This window comes from Polyangiaceae bacterium (assembly GCA_020633235.1).
Lineage (GTDB): Bacteria > Myxococcota_A > Polyangia > Polyangiales > Polyangiaceae > JACKEA01.
In genome coordinates this window covers 368,048-384,419 of sequence record JACKEA010000005.1, presented here as the reverse complement: position 1 = coordinate 384,419, position 16,372 = coordinate 368,048, and the positions used below count along the sequence as shown (strand labels likewise).

Genomic DNA, 16,372 nt, shown 5'->3' with positions numbered 1-16,372 from the left:
CACACCCACACCGTGGAATATCCGTTGACACCAGCCCACACCGGCACTCGCCGCATTGAGTTCGAATTGGACCGGCCCGCATCGGGCTGGTGTTCTGCCCGCATCGCCGAGTGTAGTCGCTGCCGATTGTAAAATCGCCCGCGAATAGCGCGCCCCGGGCTGTGAGGCGTCGGCCACCGCAGCTCTGGCGATGGATGCCGTTCCGTCTTGAGCGTGGCGAAGAACGACTCGGCAACGGCGTTGTCCCCCGCAGCAGTTTCCCGCGGCGGCTCATACTGGCTTCGGATTCCGGCTTGCGATAGCGCTCCGATACGCGCCACTGGTGTACTGGCAACCCTGGTCGGTGTGATGCCAACCAACGTTTTGGTCGTCGATGCGTTATCGCCATTCTCGAGGGCTCGTGGCGACAGCTCTGTCGACGCCTCGCGCGCCAGGGCCGACGCCAACGACCGCCACTGCTGCACAGGTCGAGCAGTACCGCGAGATAGCACCAGCCGGCGCGCGTCCGAATATACGTGATATCTCCGACCCAAACCTGGTCCGGGTGCCGCCGCGCGAAGTTGCGGTTGACGATGTTAGGCGCTTTCGGATGCTCTGCGGCGAGCGCGGTCGTCACGCGAAACCACGCGGGCAGCTGAAATGCCGAGATTCCGCATGGCGCGTTCGATGCGACGTTTGCTCCCGCGCAGTCCTCGGTTGCGCAGGTCGTGGACACCGAGGACTGCCGTACCGTCGGGAGCTGCGTTCGAAGCTTGCCTGCACCTCGCGTTCGAGACGTTGGTCCTCGCGAGCGCGACAGCTCTGACTACGCTTGGCGAAGGCGTCGCCCGGTGCGCGCTTACGCTCCGCACGACCGTCGCCCAATCGCCGCCACGACGCGCGCCGATGAAAGCTCACGCCGCCCAGAAATTGAAGGCTGCCTTTTACCCGAATGCCCTGGATCCGTTTCGAGGTTCTCACGACTCAGTTCGGCGCCGCTTTCGAGGAACTCTTCGAGCCGCCACCTGCTCAACCGTCTCGTCCGCCCGCATCCCGCCCGCACTGGCGACTCTTGACGACCTCTCGACGAGCCATCGCCACGGTCCACCACACGCAGCGTCTCGCCCTCGCGCATCGAAATCTTCGGAAGACGGTTCCGCTGCGTTCGCAGCCGAACTCTGACGACCGTTTCCGAACCAGACTCCTCGCCACGCTACCCTCGCGCCAGCCCGTTGGTTCGGCGAGTGTCCCGCATCCGCTCTCGCGCCCTGCGTCGACGGCCAGTGTAGTCCTGCATCGCCAACGCACGACCGGATCCGCCCACGCGCCCATGGATAATTCGCGCCACACCGGCCCGCCAGCACTCACATACTGGCGCCCCGGCTCAAGAGCGCTGCGAACTGGTGCCCACGCAACATCGCCTGCATCCAACGCAGGTCGATGCACGCCCACAAACGCCGGCCCCGACCGCACCGCCGCGCCGGCGCGTCTCTCGATGGTCGTCGCCGCAGCGCCAGGCGACGGCGCCCCGCCGCGAACGCCACGCCACGCCGGGGCCTCCTCGAAATTCGTTCCGAACCGAACGGTTCCTCGCCGCGCACCACCCTCCACGCCAGCAGTTCCCACTCTCACGCCCGAGTTCTCGCGCCTCGGAGACGTCGTCTCGAACCGAACGGTCTCCCTCGCCGCGCACCACCCTCGAACGCCAGCAGTTCCCGCACCGCACTCGCCACGGGTTCTCGCGCCCGCGAATTCGTTCCTGAACCGAACGGTTCCGGTCGATGCACGCCACCCTTCGCCACGCCGGTTGCCCTCTCACGCCGGGGTTCTCGCGCCCCGAAATTCGTTCGAAACCGAACGGTTCCCTCGCCGCGCACCCTCACCACGCCCCCTCGCCGCGAACTGCCCGCTCTCACGCCGGGGTTCTCCCCTGCGCCCGTTCGACCGTTCGGAACCGAACGGTTCCCTCGCCGCGCCGCCACCCCTCGAACGCACACCAGTTCCCGCATCACCGGACTCACGCCGAGTTCTCGCGCCTGCCGAAATTCGTTCGGAACCGAACGGTTCCTCGCCGCGCTACCCCTCGAACGCCAGCAGTTCCCGCATCGCCCGCATCGCCGCCGCGGCCCTCCAATGTCCGGCGAGCAGCTCGAACGACCTTGCTCCGCCCTCGCCGCGCGAAATTCAGGGCTCCATCGCGCCGGCAACGCCAGGAGTTCCGCATCGCCGCGATCTCGCCGCGATCGCCGCCCTCTCGCGCCTCGAAATTCGTTCGGAACCGAACGGTTCCCTCGCCGCGCTACCCCCTCACACGCCAGCAGTTCCCGCATCGCCCCTCTCGCGCCCTGAAATTCGTTTCGGAACCGAACGGTTCCCTCGCCGCGCGCCACCCCTCGCGCGTCGGGAAGTTCGTGCCGAACGGCTTCCTCGCCGCTGATGCCGGACCGCGCGGTGCTGCAGCACGTCTGTCTCGCGAGAGCGCCTGTTTCAACTTGCCAAAAGACGCTCTACCCTCCGCCCACCATGAAGACGCGGTGGCTTTTGGGTTTCGTGAGTGTGTGGCTGGCGGCGGCTCCGGCGTGCAGCGCCAATGATTCCGAGCCGCCGAAGTCCGGCGGCTTTGGGGGCACGGGCGCTACGGGTGGCAGTGGCGGCACGGCGGGCACTGCCGGCACTGCCGGGACGGGCGGCACTGCCGGGACGGGCGGCACTGCCGGGACGGGCGGCACGGCCGGCACGGCGGGTACGGCCGGTACCGCAGGAACCGGCGGCGCGGCGGGCAGCGGCGGCGCGGCGGGCAGCGGCGGCAGCGCCGGCGCGGCGGGCAGCGACGGCGGCACGGATGCGAGCACCGGTGGCAGCGCAGGCACGGACGCAGGCACGGACGCGGGCACCGGCGGCAACGCCGGCGCGGACGCGGGGGACACCACACCGCCCACGGTGCAGAGCGTCGCCCCGGCGGACGGCAGCGACACCGTCGCGCCCACCAGCACCGTCGCGGTCACCTTCAGCGAAGCGATGGACACTGCGTCTCTCACCGCCAACGCCGCGTGCACGGGCACGCTGCAAGTCTCCTCCGACAACTTCTCGACCTGCGTCGCGGGTTCTCTTGCCTTCGGCTCCGGCAACGCCGTCGCCACCCTGACGCCCACCCAGAACCTCGCGAGCCTCACCAGCTACAAGGTGCGCGTGACGGTGGGCGCCAAGGACGCCGCGCAGAACGCCCTGGCCGCGGCATTCACCAGCGGCGGCTTTTCCACCCGGTATTTCCACACCATCACCGTGGACGGCACGAACGACTTCGCCAGCGCCACGGACGAGCTCGCGTCCTCGACGACCGGCGGCAAGATCTACGTCGCGATGGACGCGCAGAAGCTCTACCTCGGCATCGCCCACCCCGACATCCTCGCCGCCGGCACCGGCAGCGGTAACAAGTTCGCCTATGTGCTGCTCAGCGAGGACGCGAGCCTCGCCACCGGCCAAGCCACGTCCAGCGACAGCAAGGCCAAATTCGGCACCTCGGCGAAGCTCCACTACCAGTGGAAGGAGCGCGTCGACGGCGCGAGCTATTCCGAGTTCCGCATCGCCAACGCCACGGACTGGAACACCGACTGGACCACCACCGGCAAGACCGTGCACCGCGCCGCCGGCTACCTGGAAGCGAGCATCGATCTTTCCCAGCTCGGCAACCCGACGTCTCTCGCGATCACGACGTACCTCGTGGACTACACCGGCGACGGCGGCAACGGCTGGGTCTACAACATGCTCTCGGGAGCCACCGACGGCACCGGCGCCACGCCCCGGGACCTCGTGCAGTACGTGCTGCTCGCGCTACCCAGCGCGTCCGCCCCGAACGCCGCCGCCAACCTGAAGGCGTTTTGATGTCCAACGTAGCCGAAGGCATCGACACGTTCTGGCGCTGGTGGAACGCCAGCAAGGACGACCTGGCCAGCGCCATCGCCGAGCACTCCCTCGACGGTTGGGTCGAGCCCATCAGCGAGAACGTCAAGGCGATGCATCCGGATCTCGCGTGGGAGCTGGGCCCGGGCCTCGACGCCCAGCATCAGCTGTGCGTGACCGGCGAGGGCAATCCCGAGCTCCGCGTGGTCACGGAGCGTTGGCTCGCCCGGGCACCGAAAGCGGATGCGGTCTGGGAGTACCACCCCGCCCGCCAGCCGAGCCCCGGCACTCGCGAGCTCTCGCTCAAGCTCGACGGCGTAGATCTGGACTTCGACGCGCTTCAGATCGAGATCGAGCCCGACGACGTGCGCCGCCTGCTGCACATCACCGCTCATCACCCGAAGCTCACCGAGGTGGGCGAAGAGCACCGACTCACGGCCGCGTTCCTGTACCTGAACGAGGTGCTCGGAGAAGACGATCTGGATCGCTTCGTCGGCAGCATCGACATCAGCCCGGCGCCGCTCCAGAGAACGGCCTCCCTGGAAGATCTGCGCGCTTCGATCAGCGAGCTGGACGAGGCCAGCGAGAGCTTCACGCTGCTGCAAGGCAAGACGGAGGACGGCATGCCCATCTTGGTGATGGCCAATCTCGGCCTCAAGCGCCTCGATCACCTGCTGATGGACACCCACGTCGAGATCGTCATCCCCTACCCCGCGAACGAGAGCGGCCTGTACGCCCCCGCCGTCGGAGAAGAGCTCGATGCCATGGAGGACGCGCTGCTCGAGGCCCTGGGGCACGACGCCGTGTTCATCGGACACGAGACAGGCCTCGGTCAGCGCGTGATCCACCTACACGTCGTCGCCGGCGGCCCCGCGCTGCCCCGCATCGAAGAGTGGGAGCGCAATCACCCCGCCTGGGAGATCGACGTGGAGGCCGTGCACGACCCGCAGTGGGACATCCTCGACCGTTGGTAGTTCAGCTGGATGTCGGTCCGCCGCGGAACCACGCGGGCTCGCTCCGCACGACGGTGCCGCCCGTGATACCGCCCTGCATGTCCGGCTCGAAGAAGTTGTACGGGTGAGCCGGCTCCGGTCGGCTCACCGCTTCCAGTCGCGCCGCGAGCTCCGGCGGTATGCGGAGCGACAGCGCGCGTAGATTCGCTTCCAGCTGCTCCATCTTCGTCGCTCCGATGAGCATGGAGCTGACGCCGGGGCGCCGCACGGTCCAGGCCAGGGCCACCTCCGCCGGGGTCTTGCCCAGCTCCTTGGCCACGCCCACGAGGGCGTCGAGGATCCGCCAGTTCTTGTCGGTGAACAGATTCTTGATCACCGGATGACCGCTCTTCTGCAGCGCCTCCAAGCGGCCGTCGCCCTCGGCGCCCGCGGCACCTCGCGTGTACTTCCCCGTCAGAAAGCCGCTGGCCAGCGGGCTCCAAGGGCAAACGCCCATGCCCAGCTCCAGCGCCGCCGGTACGTGCTCCCGCTCGATGCTGCGCGACACCAAGCTGTACTCGAGCTGCAGCGCGATCACCTTGGCGAGGCCGCGGAGCTCCGCCATCGTCTGCGCTCGGGACAGGTACCACGCCGGAACGTCGGACAGACCGATGTAGCGGACCTTGCCGGAGCGCACCAACGCGTCGAGTGTGCTCATGACCTCCTCCACGGGGGTGAGGCCGTCCCAGGCGTGGAGCCAGTACAGATCGACGTAATCCGTGCGCAACCGGCGTAGCGAGGCGTCCAGCGCTTGCAATACGTTCTTGCGACCGTTGCCGCCCGCGTTGGGATCCCCGGCACGCATGTTGAACGTGAACTTGGTCGCCAGCACGATCTCGTCGCGCCGCTTGGTCTCGGCGAACCAGTCGCCCAGCATCTGTTCGCTCACGCCGCTGGTGTAGCCATCCGCCGTGTCCACGAAGTTGCCGCCCGCTTCCAGGTAGCGCTTGAGGATGCGGAACGAAGTCTCTTTCGGCGTGCCCCAACCCCAATCCGTGCCAAAGGTCATGGTGCCCAGGCACAGCGGGCTCACCCGCAGGCCGCTCTTGCCCAACAGGGAGTACTCGGAGACGCCGTCCAACCGTGTTTGTTGCTCGCTCATGCCCCCAGCATGGGCCCCTGGGATTGCTTCGAGAATAGTCGTAATCTGCAAGGCGGCATGAAGCGCAGCTCATCAATACAAGGCGGCATTTCGCAGCTCCCCGTGTTCCTGGCGGTCGCGGAGAAGCTGAGCTTCTCTCGTGCCGCCGCGAGCCTGGGAATTTCGCCCTCGGCGGTGAGCCAAGCCATCACCCGACTGGAGCGGGAGCTCGGCAGCTCCCTGGTCGTGCGCACCACTCGCAGCGTGAACCTCACGGACGCCGGCCGCCGGCTGGCGCACAGCGCGCGTCCAGCCCTGGCCGCGGCAGAGGCCGCCCTCGAGACCGCGCGCACCCCCAGCAACGAGCTGGTCGGCACGCTGCGCCTCAACGTTCCTCGGCTGGTGTGCCGCGGTCTGCTACCAGCGGTGCTCGCAGAGTTCGCGCGGCGGCATCCCGGCGTGCACGTCGCGGTCATCGCGGAGGATCGCAACGTCGACATCGTGGCCCGGGGCTTCGACGCTGGTATCCGTCTTCGGGAAGCCGTCGAAAAGGACATGGTCGCCGTGCGCCTCACGGAGCGCGCACGCTTCGTGGTGGTCGGCTCCAAGCGCTACCTCGCCCGTCACGGGCGCCCGAACGAGCCCCGCGACCTGCTGGACCACACCTGCCTCGCTTGGCGTTCGCCCACCACCGGCGAACAGTGGCGCTGGGAGTTCGAGGCCAAGGGTCGCCCGCTGGACGTGGGCGTCAGCGGACCGATCTCGTCCAACGACGTCGATCTGCTGCTCTCCGCCGCCCGCGCCGGCCTCGGCCTCGCGATGGTGGCGGAAGAAGAAGCCCACCCGGACGTCCGCAGCGGACGGCTGGAGGTCGTGCTCGATGCGTTCAGCCCGCACCATCCCGGCCTGTTCCTCTACTACCCGCGGGCCACGCAGCAAGATCCGAAGCTTGCCGCCTTCGTGGCGTGCGCGCGGTCCGTCACGCGTGGTTCCGCGGCGAGCCAACACAAGGATCGAAGGGCATGAGGGCTCAGGGCGCGCAGTCGAGACGGGCCACGTAGACGGTGTTGCCGGCGAGGCCGCCGGGGCCGCCGCCGTTGTCCCACGCCCAGTAGATCTGATGGCCCACACCGAGCAACTGCGTGCGCTCGTTGGGAGTGCCGCCGAGCTCAGCGGACGTCAGCTGAAGCTCTTGGAGCTTCTGCCCGCTGGGAGAAAAGCGCGTCAGCTTCGTGGGAGCGCTCTGACTCCACACCACGAGATCTGGCCCCGCGACACCGATGACGTCGACGAAGCCTGCGTTGAAAGCGGTGCCGAGCACGCCCGCGGGAGACACGGGAACGACGGCGGGCCCAGCCAACCCGGCGCCTTTCTGAAGGGCATAGCCGCCGTGCTCATTGCCCGCGAAGGTCAGGAAATCGGCGGACAGCTCGCTGGCGAACACCGGCGGGCCGTCGCCCGTGATGGTCGAGAATTGCACGCGGTCGGCAGCGCCGGTGCTGGCGGAGGTGCACTGTCCGAAGGGTGCCGCGCTGCGCTGGGCGACGAGCACGCTGTCGGGGCCGGTGACGACGGCCTGGCCCTGAAGGGAGTACTTGCCGCACGCGAAGTCGTCGAACACCGTGCTGCCGACGACCAAGCTGGCGCTGTACTCGGAAGACGAAACCTTGGCGTAGGCGTAGACGGCGGGGCCCGCGCTGGTGTGCGTCGTGAACAGCGGCGACGCTTCTCCCCCGAACACGGGAGTCGCCGCAGGGGGCGAGCCACCGACGGTCGCGTCGGGCGCATGAAGCACGCTCCAGCTCTTCGCTGGCGCGTCGTCGACGGTGCTGATCGTGGACTCCGTGAACAGGAAAGAGTGGTGCCCCGACGCTCCGGGGCCAACCACACCCGCGCCGTCGAAGTTCACGGCGGGCCACATCGAGCCCAGCGCGGACGCCCAGGGGGCCTTCGGATCGATCAGGACGTGGCTCATGCCCGTCGTCGTCCACCCCCCGCGCCGAAGCACCAACACCACGCCGGCCTCCGTTGCAACGAGCGAAGGGAACCCGACGGGCTCCTGCGGGTTCAGTTGCAGCGAGTGCGCCGCGTTCACCGTGCAGGGCGACCCGCCACCAGCCCCACCTGCGCCAGCAGCACCCGCGGCGCCGTTGCCCGCCATCCCGCCGGAGGCCGAGGCGTCACTGCCGGCAGCCCCGCCCTTCGCGGCGTCCGCGCTCACCCCCGCATCCGTCGTCACGGCGGATTCGTCCTTTCCACAGGCCGCCACGGCACCAAGGGCTGCGAGCGCCACCAACACCCCGAGCTTCATTGCTCGTCTTCTAGCACGGCACGACGATTGCTGACGGGACGGTCATGATGCTTCGTGTGGCGCTGGCAGTGGTGATCTTCGCTTTGGGGACGACGGGGTGTGGCTCGGACGATCCGGCGGATCCGGGATCGGGTGGATCCAGCGGATCCGGTGGATCCGGTGGGACCGGGGGCGCAAGCGGCGGCGCGGCGGGGAGCGGCGCCGACGCCGGATTGGGTGGCACGGCCGGCTCCGGAGGCGCGGGCGGCGGCGCGGGAGCGGGAGGCGGCGCTGGCGAGATCGGTCCGACGGCGAGCGTGTGTCAGCCACCTCCGGTGCCCTCCGGCACCGCATGCGAAGCGACGGCGGGCGGGCACTGCTACTACATCGACGCGGTCACGGGGAACGACACCTCCGGCGACGGCAGCGCCGGCAAGCCGTGGCAGAGCCTCGCCAACGTCGTCTCCTACTACGGCACGCCGGGCGAGCAGGGCAGCACGGTCAAGCCCGCCGGTGCTGTCGACCTCGGCCCGGGCGACGTCGTGTACCTGTTCGATGGCACCTACGGCGACGTCTACAACTACCAAGGACAAGAACAGGTCGCGCGCTTCCGCAACGTCAACGGCACCAGCAGCGACCCGATCCGCATCACGGCCTATCCCGGGCAGAAGCCGGTGATCGCGCCCGCCTCCCAGGCCGCGGGCATCGTGCTGGCGCAGCTGTCGCACTTCCGCATCGAAGGCCTCGAGATCGCCGGCAGCTACGGCTCCGGCTTGCGCATCGAGGAAGCCGACGACGTCGGCGTCGAGCGAGCGCACATCCACGACACCGACGGCGTGGACAACGGCAACATCGCGGGGCTCTACGTGGTGAGCAGCACGTCCGTGGACGTGGGCTGCTCCGACCTGCACGACAACTACGACCGCACCAACGCCGACACCAACGGTCAAGCCACCGAGAACAGCAGCGACATGGTGCTCTTCGGCGGCGGCGGAGTGCGGGTGCACCACAGCCGCCTGTGGCAGACCCCGGACCCCAGCTCCGACAAGACCGGCGGTTGCCTGAAGTACAAGCACGCCGCCACGGACGAAAGTGCAACCTTCGAGGTGGATCACAACGAGCTCGAGAACTGCAAGTTCTTCAGCGTGGGCACCGGCACCGCGCACTCCCACGTGCACCACAACGTGGTACGGAATAGCGCCAGCTTGACAAGCCGCGACTTCGGCGGCCCCACGCACCAGACCGACCAGGTGTTCGAGCACAACACGCTCTACAAGACGCGCGGTCTCGGGCTCAATCCCACCGACACCTGGTCCGACAGCACCTACGACGACCCCAAGGGCATCGTCTTCCGCCGCAACATCGTGGTGTTCGAGCTGGCGCAATCGACTCAGGAGAACGCGGGCATCGTGATCGGCACCTACGCCTCCGACGCGCTCTACGACAAGACCGTCCCGGAGCTCACGTTCACGGACAATTGCTACTTCAACAGCGCGGGCAGCGTGGACTTCGCGCTGTTCGCCGCCGGCGGTCAGTGGGGCGACAAGGGCGACCTGTACTCCTTCACCGAGTGGCAAGGCCTGGGCTTCGACGCCGCCTCGGTGGTGGCCGACCCCGGGCTGGCGGATCCCGACGGCGGTGACGTCACTCCCGCCGCAGCCGGCCCGTGCGCTGCGATGGGCGCGCTAGCTCCCTGACGGCGGAAACGCGTCGTGAGTCACGACGCCCTCGGGGATGACGTCCCCGGAGCCTTGGATCCCGCGCTGCCGTGCACCCACCGCGGACGGTGCCGCACAGCATCGAGCCGCAGCGACTGCAGAACTGCTCGGCGCCTAGCATCCTTGCTCCCGTCTCCAAACGACGAACCGGGGGTTCCATGAGGCCGCGAGGACCGCAGGCGCCGCAGGCGCCGAGGACCGGAGCGAACCCGGATCCGTACCCCGTATGCCTACCGTCGCTCCGCGACGCTCGCCCCGTGTTGACGAGCGTCGCTCTGCGACTCCAAAGGGCGTCCCCAACGGGATTTGAACCCGTGTTACAGCCTTGAAAGGGCCGTGTCCTGGGCCGGACTAGACGATGGGGACCGAGAGGCGGCGGAAGATAGCCAAAACGTCCCCGTTCGACAACCTGTGAACCACGCCGGCCGGCCCGCGCGCCAAACGCGGCGCTGAGGCGCATTTCACGCTGGATTTGCGCTGGCGCGAGCGCTCGGTGCGGTGGCAGCGCGCGGCGCGGGGAGCGCTTCGCCGCGGGCGAAGGGCTCGACGGCGGCGGCGATGTGGCTCGCGGAGCGATCCGGCCGCGGCGGATTGAACCAGGCGAAGGGCTCGAACACCTTGCCCGGCCGCAGCGCTCTGAGGCTCTCGCGATCCAAGTCGAAGCCGAGCCCGCCGCGGGAGCACTCCACCAGCAAGCTGAGCGCGCCGTGGGCGTCGTAGAACCAATCGAGCTCCATGCCCGGCGCGGTGAAGCCCGGCACCCAGCGCGACGACTGCACCGCGCGGTACGGCCGGTGCGGGTCGGCGCGCCGCGCGACGGCGCGCGCCCAGCGGCGCAGATCTCGAACGTCCAGCGGCGCGCGCAGCAGCGCACCATACGGATACAGCACCATGCCGCCGAAGCTGTGGAAGCTCAGCGCGCGATCCACCATCTTGCCCTTGAACAGCGTGACCAGCGCGCGCACCTCGGGCTCGCTGGCGGGCCCGCTGCCGCCGGCGAACACCGGCCACAGCAGATAGCGCGCGAGACTGAAGCGATCCCAGAAGCTCGGGAAGTTGCGGTTCAGGTCGACCTTGCGGGCGTTGTGTCGCACGAAGCGGCGGCGGCCCTTCTTCAGGTTGTCCCCCACTCGCAGCACGCCGTCGGGGTTCGCGACCACCACCGCGACCACCCGGCGATCCGTCGGCGGCAGCTCCAGCAGTCGATCCAAGAGCGCGAAGTGCGTCTCGATGCCAATCCACTCCGTGGGGTGAAGCCCGCTCACCAGCGCCGTGGTGCGCTTGGCCTCCGCCGGGCCCACGCCCAACGCGAAGATCGGCTCGCCCTTCACGCTCTTGCCGATCACCTCGAGGCTCGCGCCGCGATGTGAGAGCTCGCGGATCGCGAGGAGCATCTCGCCGTAGGCCCGGTACGGTCCGAGACCGCGGCGGGTGAGCTCGAGAGCCAAGGGCGGCGCTCGGTGACGGTCGATGGCCTGCGCCAAGGCTTGCTCGGCGCCGGCCTGTCCGTGGAGCTCGACCTCCATGGCCAAGGTCTTGGCACTGCGGCGCGCGAGCGTCGAGCGCGAGGTTCCGCGGCGGACCAACAAAAGAACGAAGAGCGCGCGCGGAGGGCGGTAGTCTCGGGGTCTGTCGCTCCATCGCACACTCACGCTTTGCCTTCTGACGGCGTGCGCGCCACGCGCTCCCGAGCCGCCGCCGAGCACCGTGAGCGTGCCGCCGCCGGCCACCACGGCGGCTCCGCGCGTCGAGCCGCCCAGCTTCGAGCAGCTGTTGGACGTTCACGCCGGGCGCCGGACCTTCGCGTCGTTGATCGATCCCGCGCGCGGCGTGTTCCTGGCGGAAGCGCACACGGACTTCGGCAACGACGATCCCCCCGCCGATGCCGACGGCTGGGTGCGCCGCACGAAGCTGGTGTGCACGAACACCATCGAGCTCGACCGGACCCTCCGGGCCCTCGATGGCATCGCCTCCGGAGAGCTCCCGCCTGACGGCTACGGCTGCAATGGCGGGCGCTGCTGGATCCAAGGGCAGATGGAATACGCGCTGTCCTACACGTTCCGCTTCCGCGCTTCGCGCCTCGATGCCGTGATCGGCGTCGAGGGCTCCTTGCCCCACGCCACCCAAGACGAGCTCACGGAGTCGTTGCTCGCGCGGCAGCCCGCGCGGCGCTGCCCGGAGTGAATTAACGCATTGCGTCGCCGCGGGCCGACGGTATGGTCCCGGCCGTGTCGAGCAGCGCAGCGTCCGTCGCCACCGCCCGAGACCGCGTCTCCGTGAGCCCCGGGGCCGTTCCCTTCTGGATCCCCGTGACCCTCTTCGTGGTGTCCGGCGCCACCGGGCTCATCGATCAGCTCTGCTTCTCCAAGTACCTGAGCTACATCGTGGGCTCCACGGCCTACGCGGTGAGCGCGGTGCTCGCGGCGTTCATGACCGGCCTCGCCCTCGGCGCCCACCTCGGCGGGCGCTGGTCGCGCAAGGTGACTCGGCCGCTGTTCGCCTACGGCATCCTGGAGTTGGTGGTGGCCCTCACGGTCGCCCTCGGCCCCACCGCCTTCGCCGCCCTCACCCCGCTGTACGTGTCGCTGGCGCGCTCCGCTCCGGGCTCCCTGGCGCTCCTCAGCGTGCTGCGCTGGGCGCTGGCAATGCTGGTCGTGATCGTGCCCACCACGGCCATGGGCGCGACGCTGCCGCTGCTCTCCCGCGCCCTCGGCGACGGAGCTGCCGCCAGCCGCGCCGAACGTGAGGAGCGCGAGCGGCGCCTCGGCGCCCTGTACACCGCCAACACCGTGGGCGGTGCCCTCGGTGCGCTGGGCGCCGCCTACGTCATCCTGCCGCTCTTGGGCCTGGACCACACGCTGATCGCCTCTGCCGTGGGCAGCGCCAGCATCGGCGTGGCCGCCCTCTTCGTCGCCCGCCGCGGCGGGCTTTCGAGCCCGGCGAGCGAAGCCCCCCGCGAGGCCGACGAGCCCCTGGACGCCGAGCCCAGCACCCGGGAGCTGGTGCAGCTCTTGGTGCTGGCGTTCGTCTCCGGTTGGTTGGTGTTCGCCGCGGAGGTCGTGTTCACGCATCTCTTGGCGTTGGTGATCGGCAACAGCGCCTATGCCTTCGGCCTGATCCTGGCCGTGTTCCTGGGTTGTCTTTCCATTGGTGCGGCGCGAGCCCCGGCTGCGCAGCGTCGCTTCGGGACCTCCGCCCTGCCTCTCGGTTTGGCCGCCGCGGGCTTGGCCCTGGCGGCGACGCTGCCCCTCTGGGACGTGCTGCCGCTGATGTTCGCGGGCACCGGCAAGGCCATCACCACCTTCGCCGGTCGCGAGCTGATGCGCGCCCTGGCGGCGTTCCTCATCCTGTGTCTGCCCGTCACGCTGATGGGCCTCACCTTCCCGCTGCTCCTGCAGCGCGTGGCGCGCACGGCAACCGTCGGCCACCTGGTGGGCCGCCTCACGGCGGTGAACACCATCGGCGCGGTGCTCGGATCCATGGCCACGGGCTACCTGATCTTGCCGGCCCTCGGCGCGCAGAAGACCCTGGGCGCCGTCGCGCTGGTGCTGGCCATCGCCGGCGCCGCCACGGCCCGCTCGCTCTCGTCCCGGCGCTGGCCCCTGGGGCTCGCCGCCGCGGCCCTAGCCGCCGTGCTTTTGGCTCCCGCGTGGAACCTCGCGCGGCTGACGAGCGGCACCAACGTGTACTTCGATGGCGCCGCCAAGCCCGACGAGATCGTGATGATGCGCGAGGACATCCACGGCGGCGTCACCACCGTCACGCGCAAGGACACGATCTACACGCTCTACACCAACGGCAAGTTCCAGGGGAACAACGGCTGGGAGCTGAACGCCCAGCGCTTCTTCGCGCACTATCCGTCATTGTTCGTGAAGCACTTCGATCACGTGCTCGTGATCGGCTGCGGTACCGGCACCACCCTGGGAACCCTCGCCGCATATCCCTGGAAGGGCATGGACTTGGTGGAGATCTCTCCGGCTATCGTGGAGGCCGCCCACACCTACTTCGACGGACCGAACCGCGGCGCCCTCGACGACCCGCGCTTGAAGCTGCACCTGGGAGATGGCCGGAACTTCCTGCTCGTGGGCCAGGACCGCTACGACCTCATCAGCATGGAGCTGTCCAGCGTGTGGTTCGCCGGCGCCTCCAGCCTGTACAGCCGCGAGTACTACCGGCTGGTGCACCAGCACTTGAAGGACGGCGGCATCTTCCAGCAGTGGGTGCAGCTGCATCACGTGGAGCGTCGCGACTTCGCCACGCTGGTGAACACCCTGCGGGACGAGTTCTCCCACGTGGCGCTGTTCTACGGCGGCGGCCAGGGCATCCTGGTGGCCAGCGACGAGCCGCTGACCGCGTCTCGCCAACACCTGGTCGAGCTGCAGGCGGATCCGACCTTCGCTCAAACGGTTCCCAACGCGCGGCCCCTCACGTCCCTCACGGACGACATCCTGGTGCTCGATCACGGCCTGGACGCGTTCTTGGACGAGTCCGCCTCCCTCGCCGGCCGGCGCCGCGAGAAGATGCTCTCCACGGACGATAACCTCTACCTCGAGTACGCGACCCCGCGGGGCAACGTGCTGCCCTGGAGCGCTCGCGAAGCGCTGGTGGAAGACCTCCGCGCGCACCGGAACGACGCCGAGATTCGCGCCATGATCCGCTGACGTCCGCCGGGCGGCGTGATACCAAGAGCAGGATGCGGTCCCTCGCGGCGGCGCTCGTCTTTCTGTCCGCCGGCTGCGCCACCACCGTGCAGCGGCTGCCGGGGGAGCACCCGCTCCCCAGCGGCGGCGCCCAGAACGCGTGCGAATCCGAGCACTGGCTCTCCCTCGCCCCCACCCGCTACGAGCTCGCCTCGGAGACGCACACCACGCGCCACGACGACGGCCTGGGCGTGTACCGCGTCGGCGAGGCGGATCCCGAAAGTCTTCCCGCGCTACGAGATGAGCTCGGCCCCTCGCCGCTGCTCGACGATCACGCCCAGCGCGTCGCGCCCCACGATCGCGATCGCATCATCGCCGCCGGCCTCGGCATCGGCGGCCTGGCGGCCCTCGCCGTCGGCACGGTGCTGTTCGCCGGCTCCTTCGAGACCACCACGGTCACCAACGCCAACGGCGCGCCGGAGGAGGACCACAGCGTGAATGGCAGCAAGCTGGCTGCCGGAAGCATCCTGATTGGGGTTGGATTTGGTTTGGGCATCGCGGGCACGATCGTGGCGCCGGACGCCAAAGAACGCGCCCAGGCCGACGCGGACCGCTACGTCTTTCGGCCCCCGGGGGACGACCCGAAGGCCGTGGACGCCTTGGTCACGAAGCACGACGACGCGGTGCGTGCGCGCTGCGCGAAGTGATCACACCGCCACGGCGAGGGGCGCGGTCGCCGGGGCCGGCTCTTCGGCACTGACCGGCGTGGCGGCCTTGCCCACGTGCAGCGTGGCCCGGGCGAGGATCGCTTCGCACAGCTCCGTGAAGCCGTAGCCGGCGGCGTCGGCGATTTTCGGCAACAGGCTCGTGGGCGTCATGCCGGGCAGCGTGTTGACCTCGAGCACGTACTCGTTCTGCCCTTCCGTCACGATCAGGTCGACGCGCACGGCGCCGGCGCAGTCCAGCGCCTCGGCGGCGCGCTCGGCCAGGTTCAACACTCCGCGGTAGCGCGTGGGCGGGATGCGCGCGGGCATGAAATACTCCGTCATGCCCGGCGTGTACTTCGCCTCGTAGTCGTAGATGCCCTTCTTGGGCGCGATCTCGATGGCCCCCAGCACGCGGCCGTCGAGGATGCCCACGGCAATCTCGCGACCCGCGATGAAGCGCTCCACGATGACGCCGGTGTCGTGCTCGAGCGCCAGCTCCAGGGCTCGCGCCAGCTCACTCGGGCTTCCGGCCTTCTCCACGCCGACGCTCGAGCCCTCGCGGCGGGGCTTCACGATCGCCGGATAGCCGAAGGACCCGTGCACCTCTTCGATGTCCGCCAGGCTGTGGCGCTGGTCGAACACGTAGTAGGGCGGCGTGGGCACGTTGTGCAGCCGGAACAGCTCCTTGGCCTTGAGCTTGTCCATGGCCAGCGCGCTGGAGAGCACGTTCGAGCCCGTGTAGGGCACGCCCAGGAGCTCGAGCAGCCCCTGGATGCAGCCGTCCTCGCCCAGCCGGCCGTGGAGCGCCAGGAACGCCACGTCCATCCTGGCGGCGCGCAGCGTGTCGATGGCGTCGGCTCCGGGAGCCAGATCCACCCGCACCACCGTGTGGCCGGCCTGCTCCAGGGCGCGCGCGACGGCGGCGCCGGTCTTGAGCGAGATGTCTCGCTCGGCGGAGGTTCCACCCATCACCACACCGACGCGACGCGATTCCATGTGAGCTCCTGAGCCAGGGTTTGTCGCTCGGTAGCGGAAAAGCGTGGAAACGGACAACAAATGGGCGAG

The 16,372-nt window shown here is 69.2% G+C and carries 11 protein-coding genes and 1 tRNA gene; 7 read left to right on the top strand and 5 right to left on the bottom strand.

Annotated elements, in window-relative coordinates:
• The first annotated feature begins 2,502 nt into the window (after positions 1-2,502).
• A complete protein-coding gene (locus H6717_27530; GenBank protein ID MCB9580811.1) occupies positions 2,503-3,861 on the top strand; it encodes an Ig-like domain-containing protein in 1,359 nt (452 codons plus the stop codon).
• Positions 3,861-4,853: a DUF695 domain-containing protein gene (locus H6717_27525; GenBank protein ID MCB9580810.1), complete on the top strand. Its 993-nt coding sequence runs from the start codon at positions 3,861-3,863 to the stop codon at positions 4,851-4,853. Before H6717_27530 ends, H6717_27525 begins: the two co-directional genes overlap by 1 nt.
• Position 4,854: 1 nt before the next feature.
• On the opposite strand, the gene H6717_27520 is transcribed toward H6717_27525, so the two are convergent.
• A complete protein-coding gene (locus tag H6717_27520) occupies positions 4,855-5,973 on the bottom strand; it encodes an aldo/keto reductase (protein ID MCB9580809.1) in 1,119 nt (372 codons plus the stop codon).
• A 102-nt stretch (positions 5,974-6,075) separates the two neighbouring features.
• On the opposite strand from H6717_27520, the gene H6717_27515 reads away from it, so the two are divergent.
• Positions 6,076-6,978 carry a LysR family transcriptional regulator gene (locus tag H6717_27515; protein MCB9580808.1) on the top strand — a complete coding sequence of 301 codons (903 nt, stop codon included), beginning with the start codon at positions 6,076-6,078 and terminating at the stop codon, positions 6,976-6,978.
• A gap of 4 nt (positions 6,979-6,982) precedes the next feature.
• Here the strand turns inward: H6717_27515 and H6717_27510 are convergent, their stop codons facing one another.
• Complete coding sequence (locus tag H6717_27510; GenBank protein MCB9580807.1) at positions 6,983-8,263, bottom strand: hypothetical protein; 1,281 nt, start codon at positions 8,261-8,263, stop codon at positions 6,983-6,985.
• 44 nt (positions 8,264-8,307) lie between these two features.
• On the opposite strand from H6717_27510, the gene H6717_27505 reads away from it, so the two are divergent.
• Complete coding sequence (locus tag H6717_27505; GenBank protein MCB9580806.1) at positions 8,308-9,939, top strand: hypothetical protein; 1,632 nt, start codon at positions 8,308-8,310, stop codon at positions 9,937-9,939.
• 312 nt (positions 9,940-10,251) lie between these two features.
• On the opposite strand, the gene H6717_27500 is transcribed toward H6717_27505, so the two are convergent.
• Both H6717_27500 and H6717_27495 read right to left on the bottom strand, forming a co-directional pair.
• Positions 10,252-10,326 (bottom strand) — tRNA-Glu (locus H6717_27500).
• Positions 10,327-10,421: 95 nt separating this feature from the next.
• Complete coding sequence (locus H6717_27495) at positions 10,422-11,486, bottom strand: hypothetical protein (GenBank protein MCB9580805.1); 1,065 nt, start codon at positions 11,484-11,486, stop codon at positions 10,422-10,424.
• Between the two features lie 181 nt (positions 11,487-11,667).
• Here H6717_27495 and H6717_27490 point away from each other — a divergent pair, with 181 nt between their 5' ends.
• Genes H6717_27490 through H6717_27480 form a run of 3 tightly spaced genes read left to right on the top strand, consistent with a single transcriptional unit; the run spans position 11,668 to position 15,307 of the window.
• Complete coding sequence (locus H6717_27490; protein ID MCB9580804.1) at positions 11,668-12,144, top strand: hypothetical protein; 477 nt, start codon at positions 11,668-11,670, stop codon at positions 12,142-12,144.
• 44 nt (positions 12,145-12,188) lie between these two features.
• Positions 12,189-14,621 carry a fused MFS/spermidine synthase gene (locus H6717_27485; protein ID MCB9580803.1) on the top strand — a complete coding sequence of 811 codons (2,433 nt, stop codon included), beginning with the start codon at positions 12,189-12,191 and terminating at the stop codon, positions 14,619-14,621.
• A 32-nt stretch (positions 14,622-14,653) separates the two neighbouring features.
• A complete protein-coding gene (locus H6717_27480; protein MCB9580802.1) occupies positions 14,654-15,307 on the top strand; it encodes a hypothetical protein in 654 nt (217 codons plus the stop codon).
• Here H6717_27480 and H6717_27475 read toward each other — a convergent pair whose 3' ends face one another.
• The gene (locus H6717_27475) at positions 15,308-16,303 is read right to left on the bottom strand and encodes a D-alanine--D-alanine ligase (protein ID MCB9580801.1); all 996 of its coding nucleotides are present in this window, start codon (positions 16,301-16,303) and stop codon (positions 15,308-15,310) included.
• Between the last annotated feature and the right edge of the window lie 69 nt (positions 16,304-16,372).

Coding starts and splice junctions, on each gene's coding strand:
- H6717_27495 (MCB9580805.1), bottom strand. CDS start 11,486: ATGGAGGTCGAGCTCCACGGACAGGCCGGCGCCGAGCAAGCCTTGGCG.
- H6717_27530 (MCB9580811.1), top strand. CDS start 2,503: ATGAAGACGCGGTGGCTTTTGGGTTTCGTGAGTGTGTGGCTGGCGGCG.
- H6717_27510 (MCB9580807.1), bottom strand. CDS start 8,263: ATGAAGCTCGGGGTGTTGGTGGCGCTCGCAGCCCTTGGTGCCGTGGCG.
- H6717_27475 (MCB9580801.1), bottom strand. CDS start 16,303: ATGGAATCGCGTCGCGTCGGTGTGGTGATGGGTGGAACCTCCGCCGAG.
- H6717_27520 (MCB9580809.1), bottom strand. CDS start 5,973: ATGAGCGAGCAACAAACACGGTTGGACGGCGTCTCCGAGTACTCCCTG.
- H6717_27525 (MCB9580810.1), top strand. CDS start 3,861: ATGTCCAACGTAGCCGAAGGCATCGACACGTTCTGGCGCTGGTGGAAC.
- H6717_27505 (MCB9580806.1), top strand. CDS start 8,308: ATGATGCTTCGTGTGGCGCTGGCAGTGGTGATCTTCGCTTTGGGGACG.
- H6717_27480 (MCB9580802.1), top strand. CDS start 14,654: ATGCGGTCCCTCGCGGCGGCGCTCGTCTTTCTGTCCGCCGGCTGCGCC.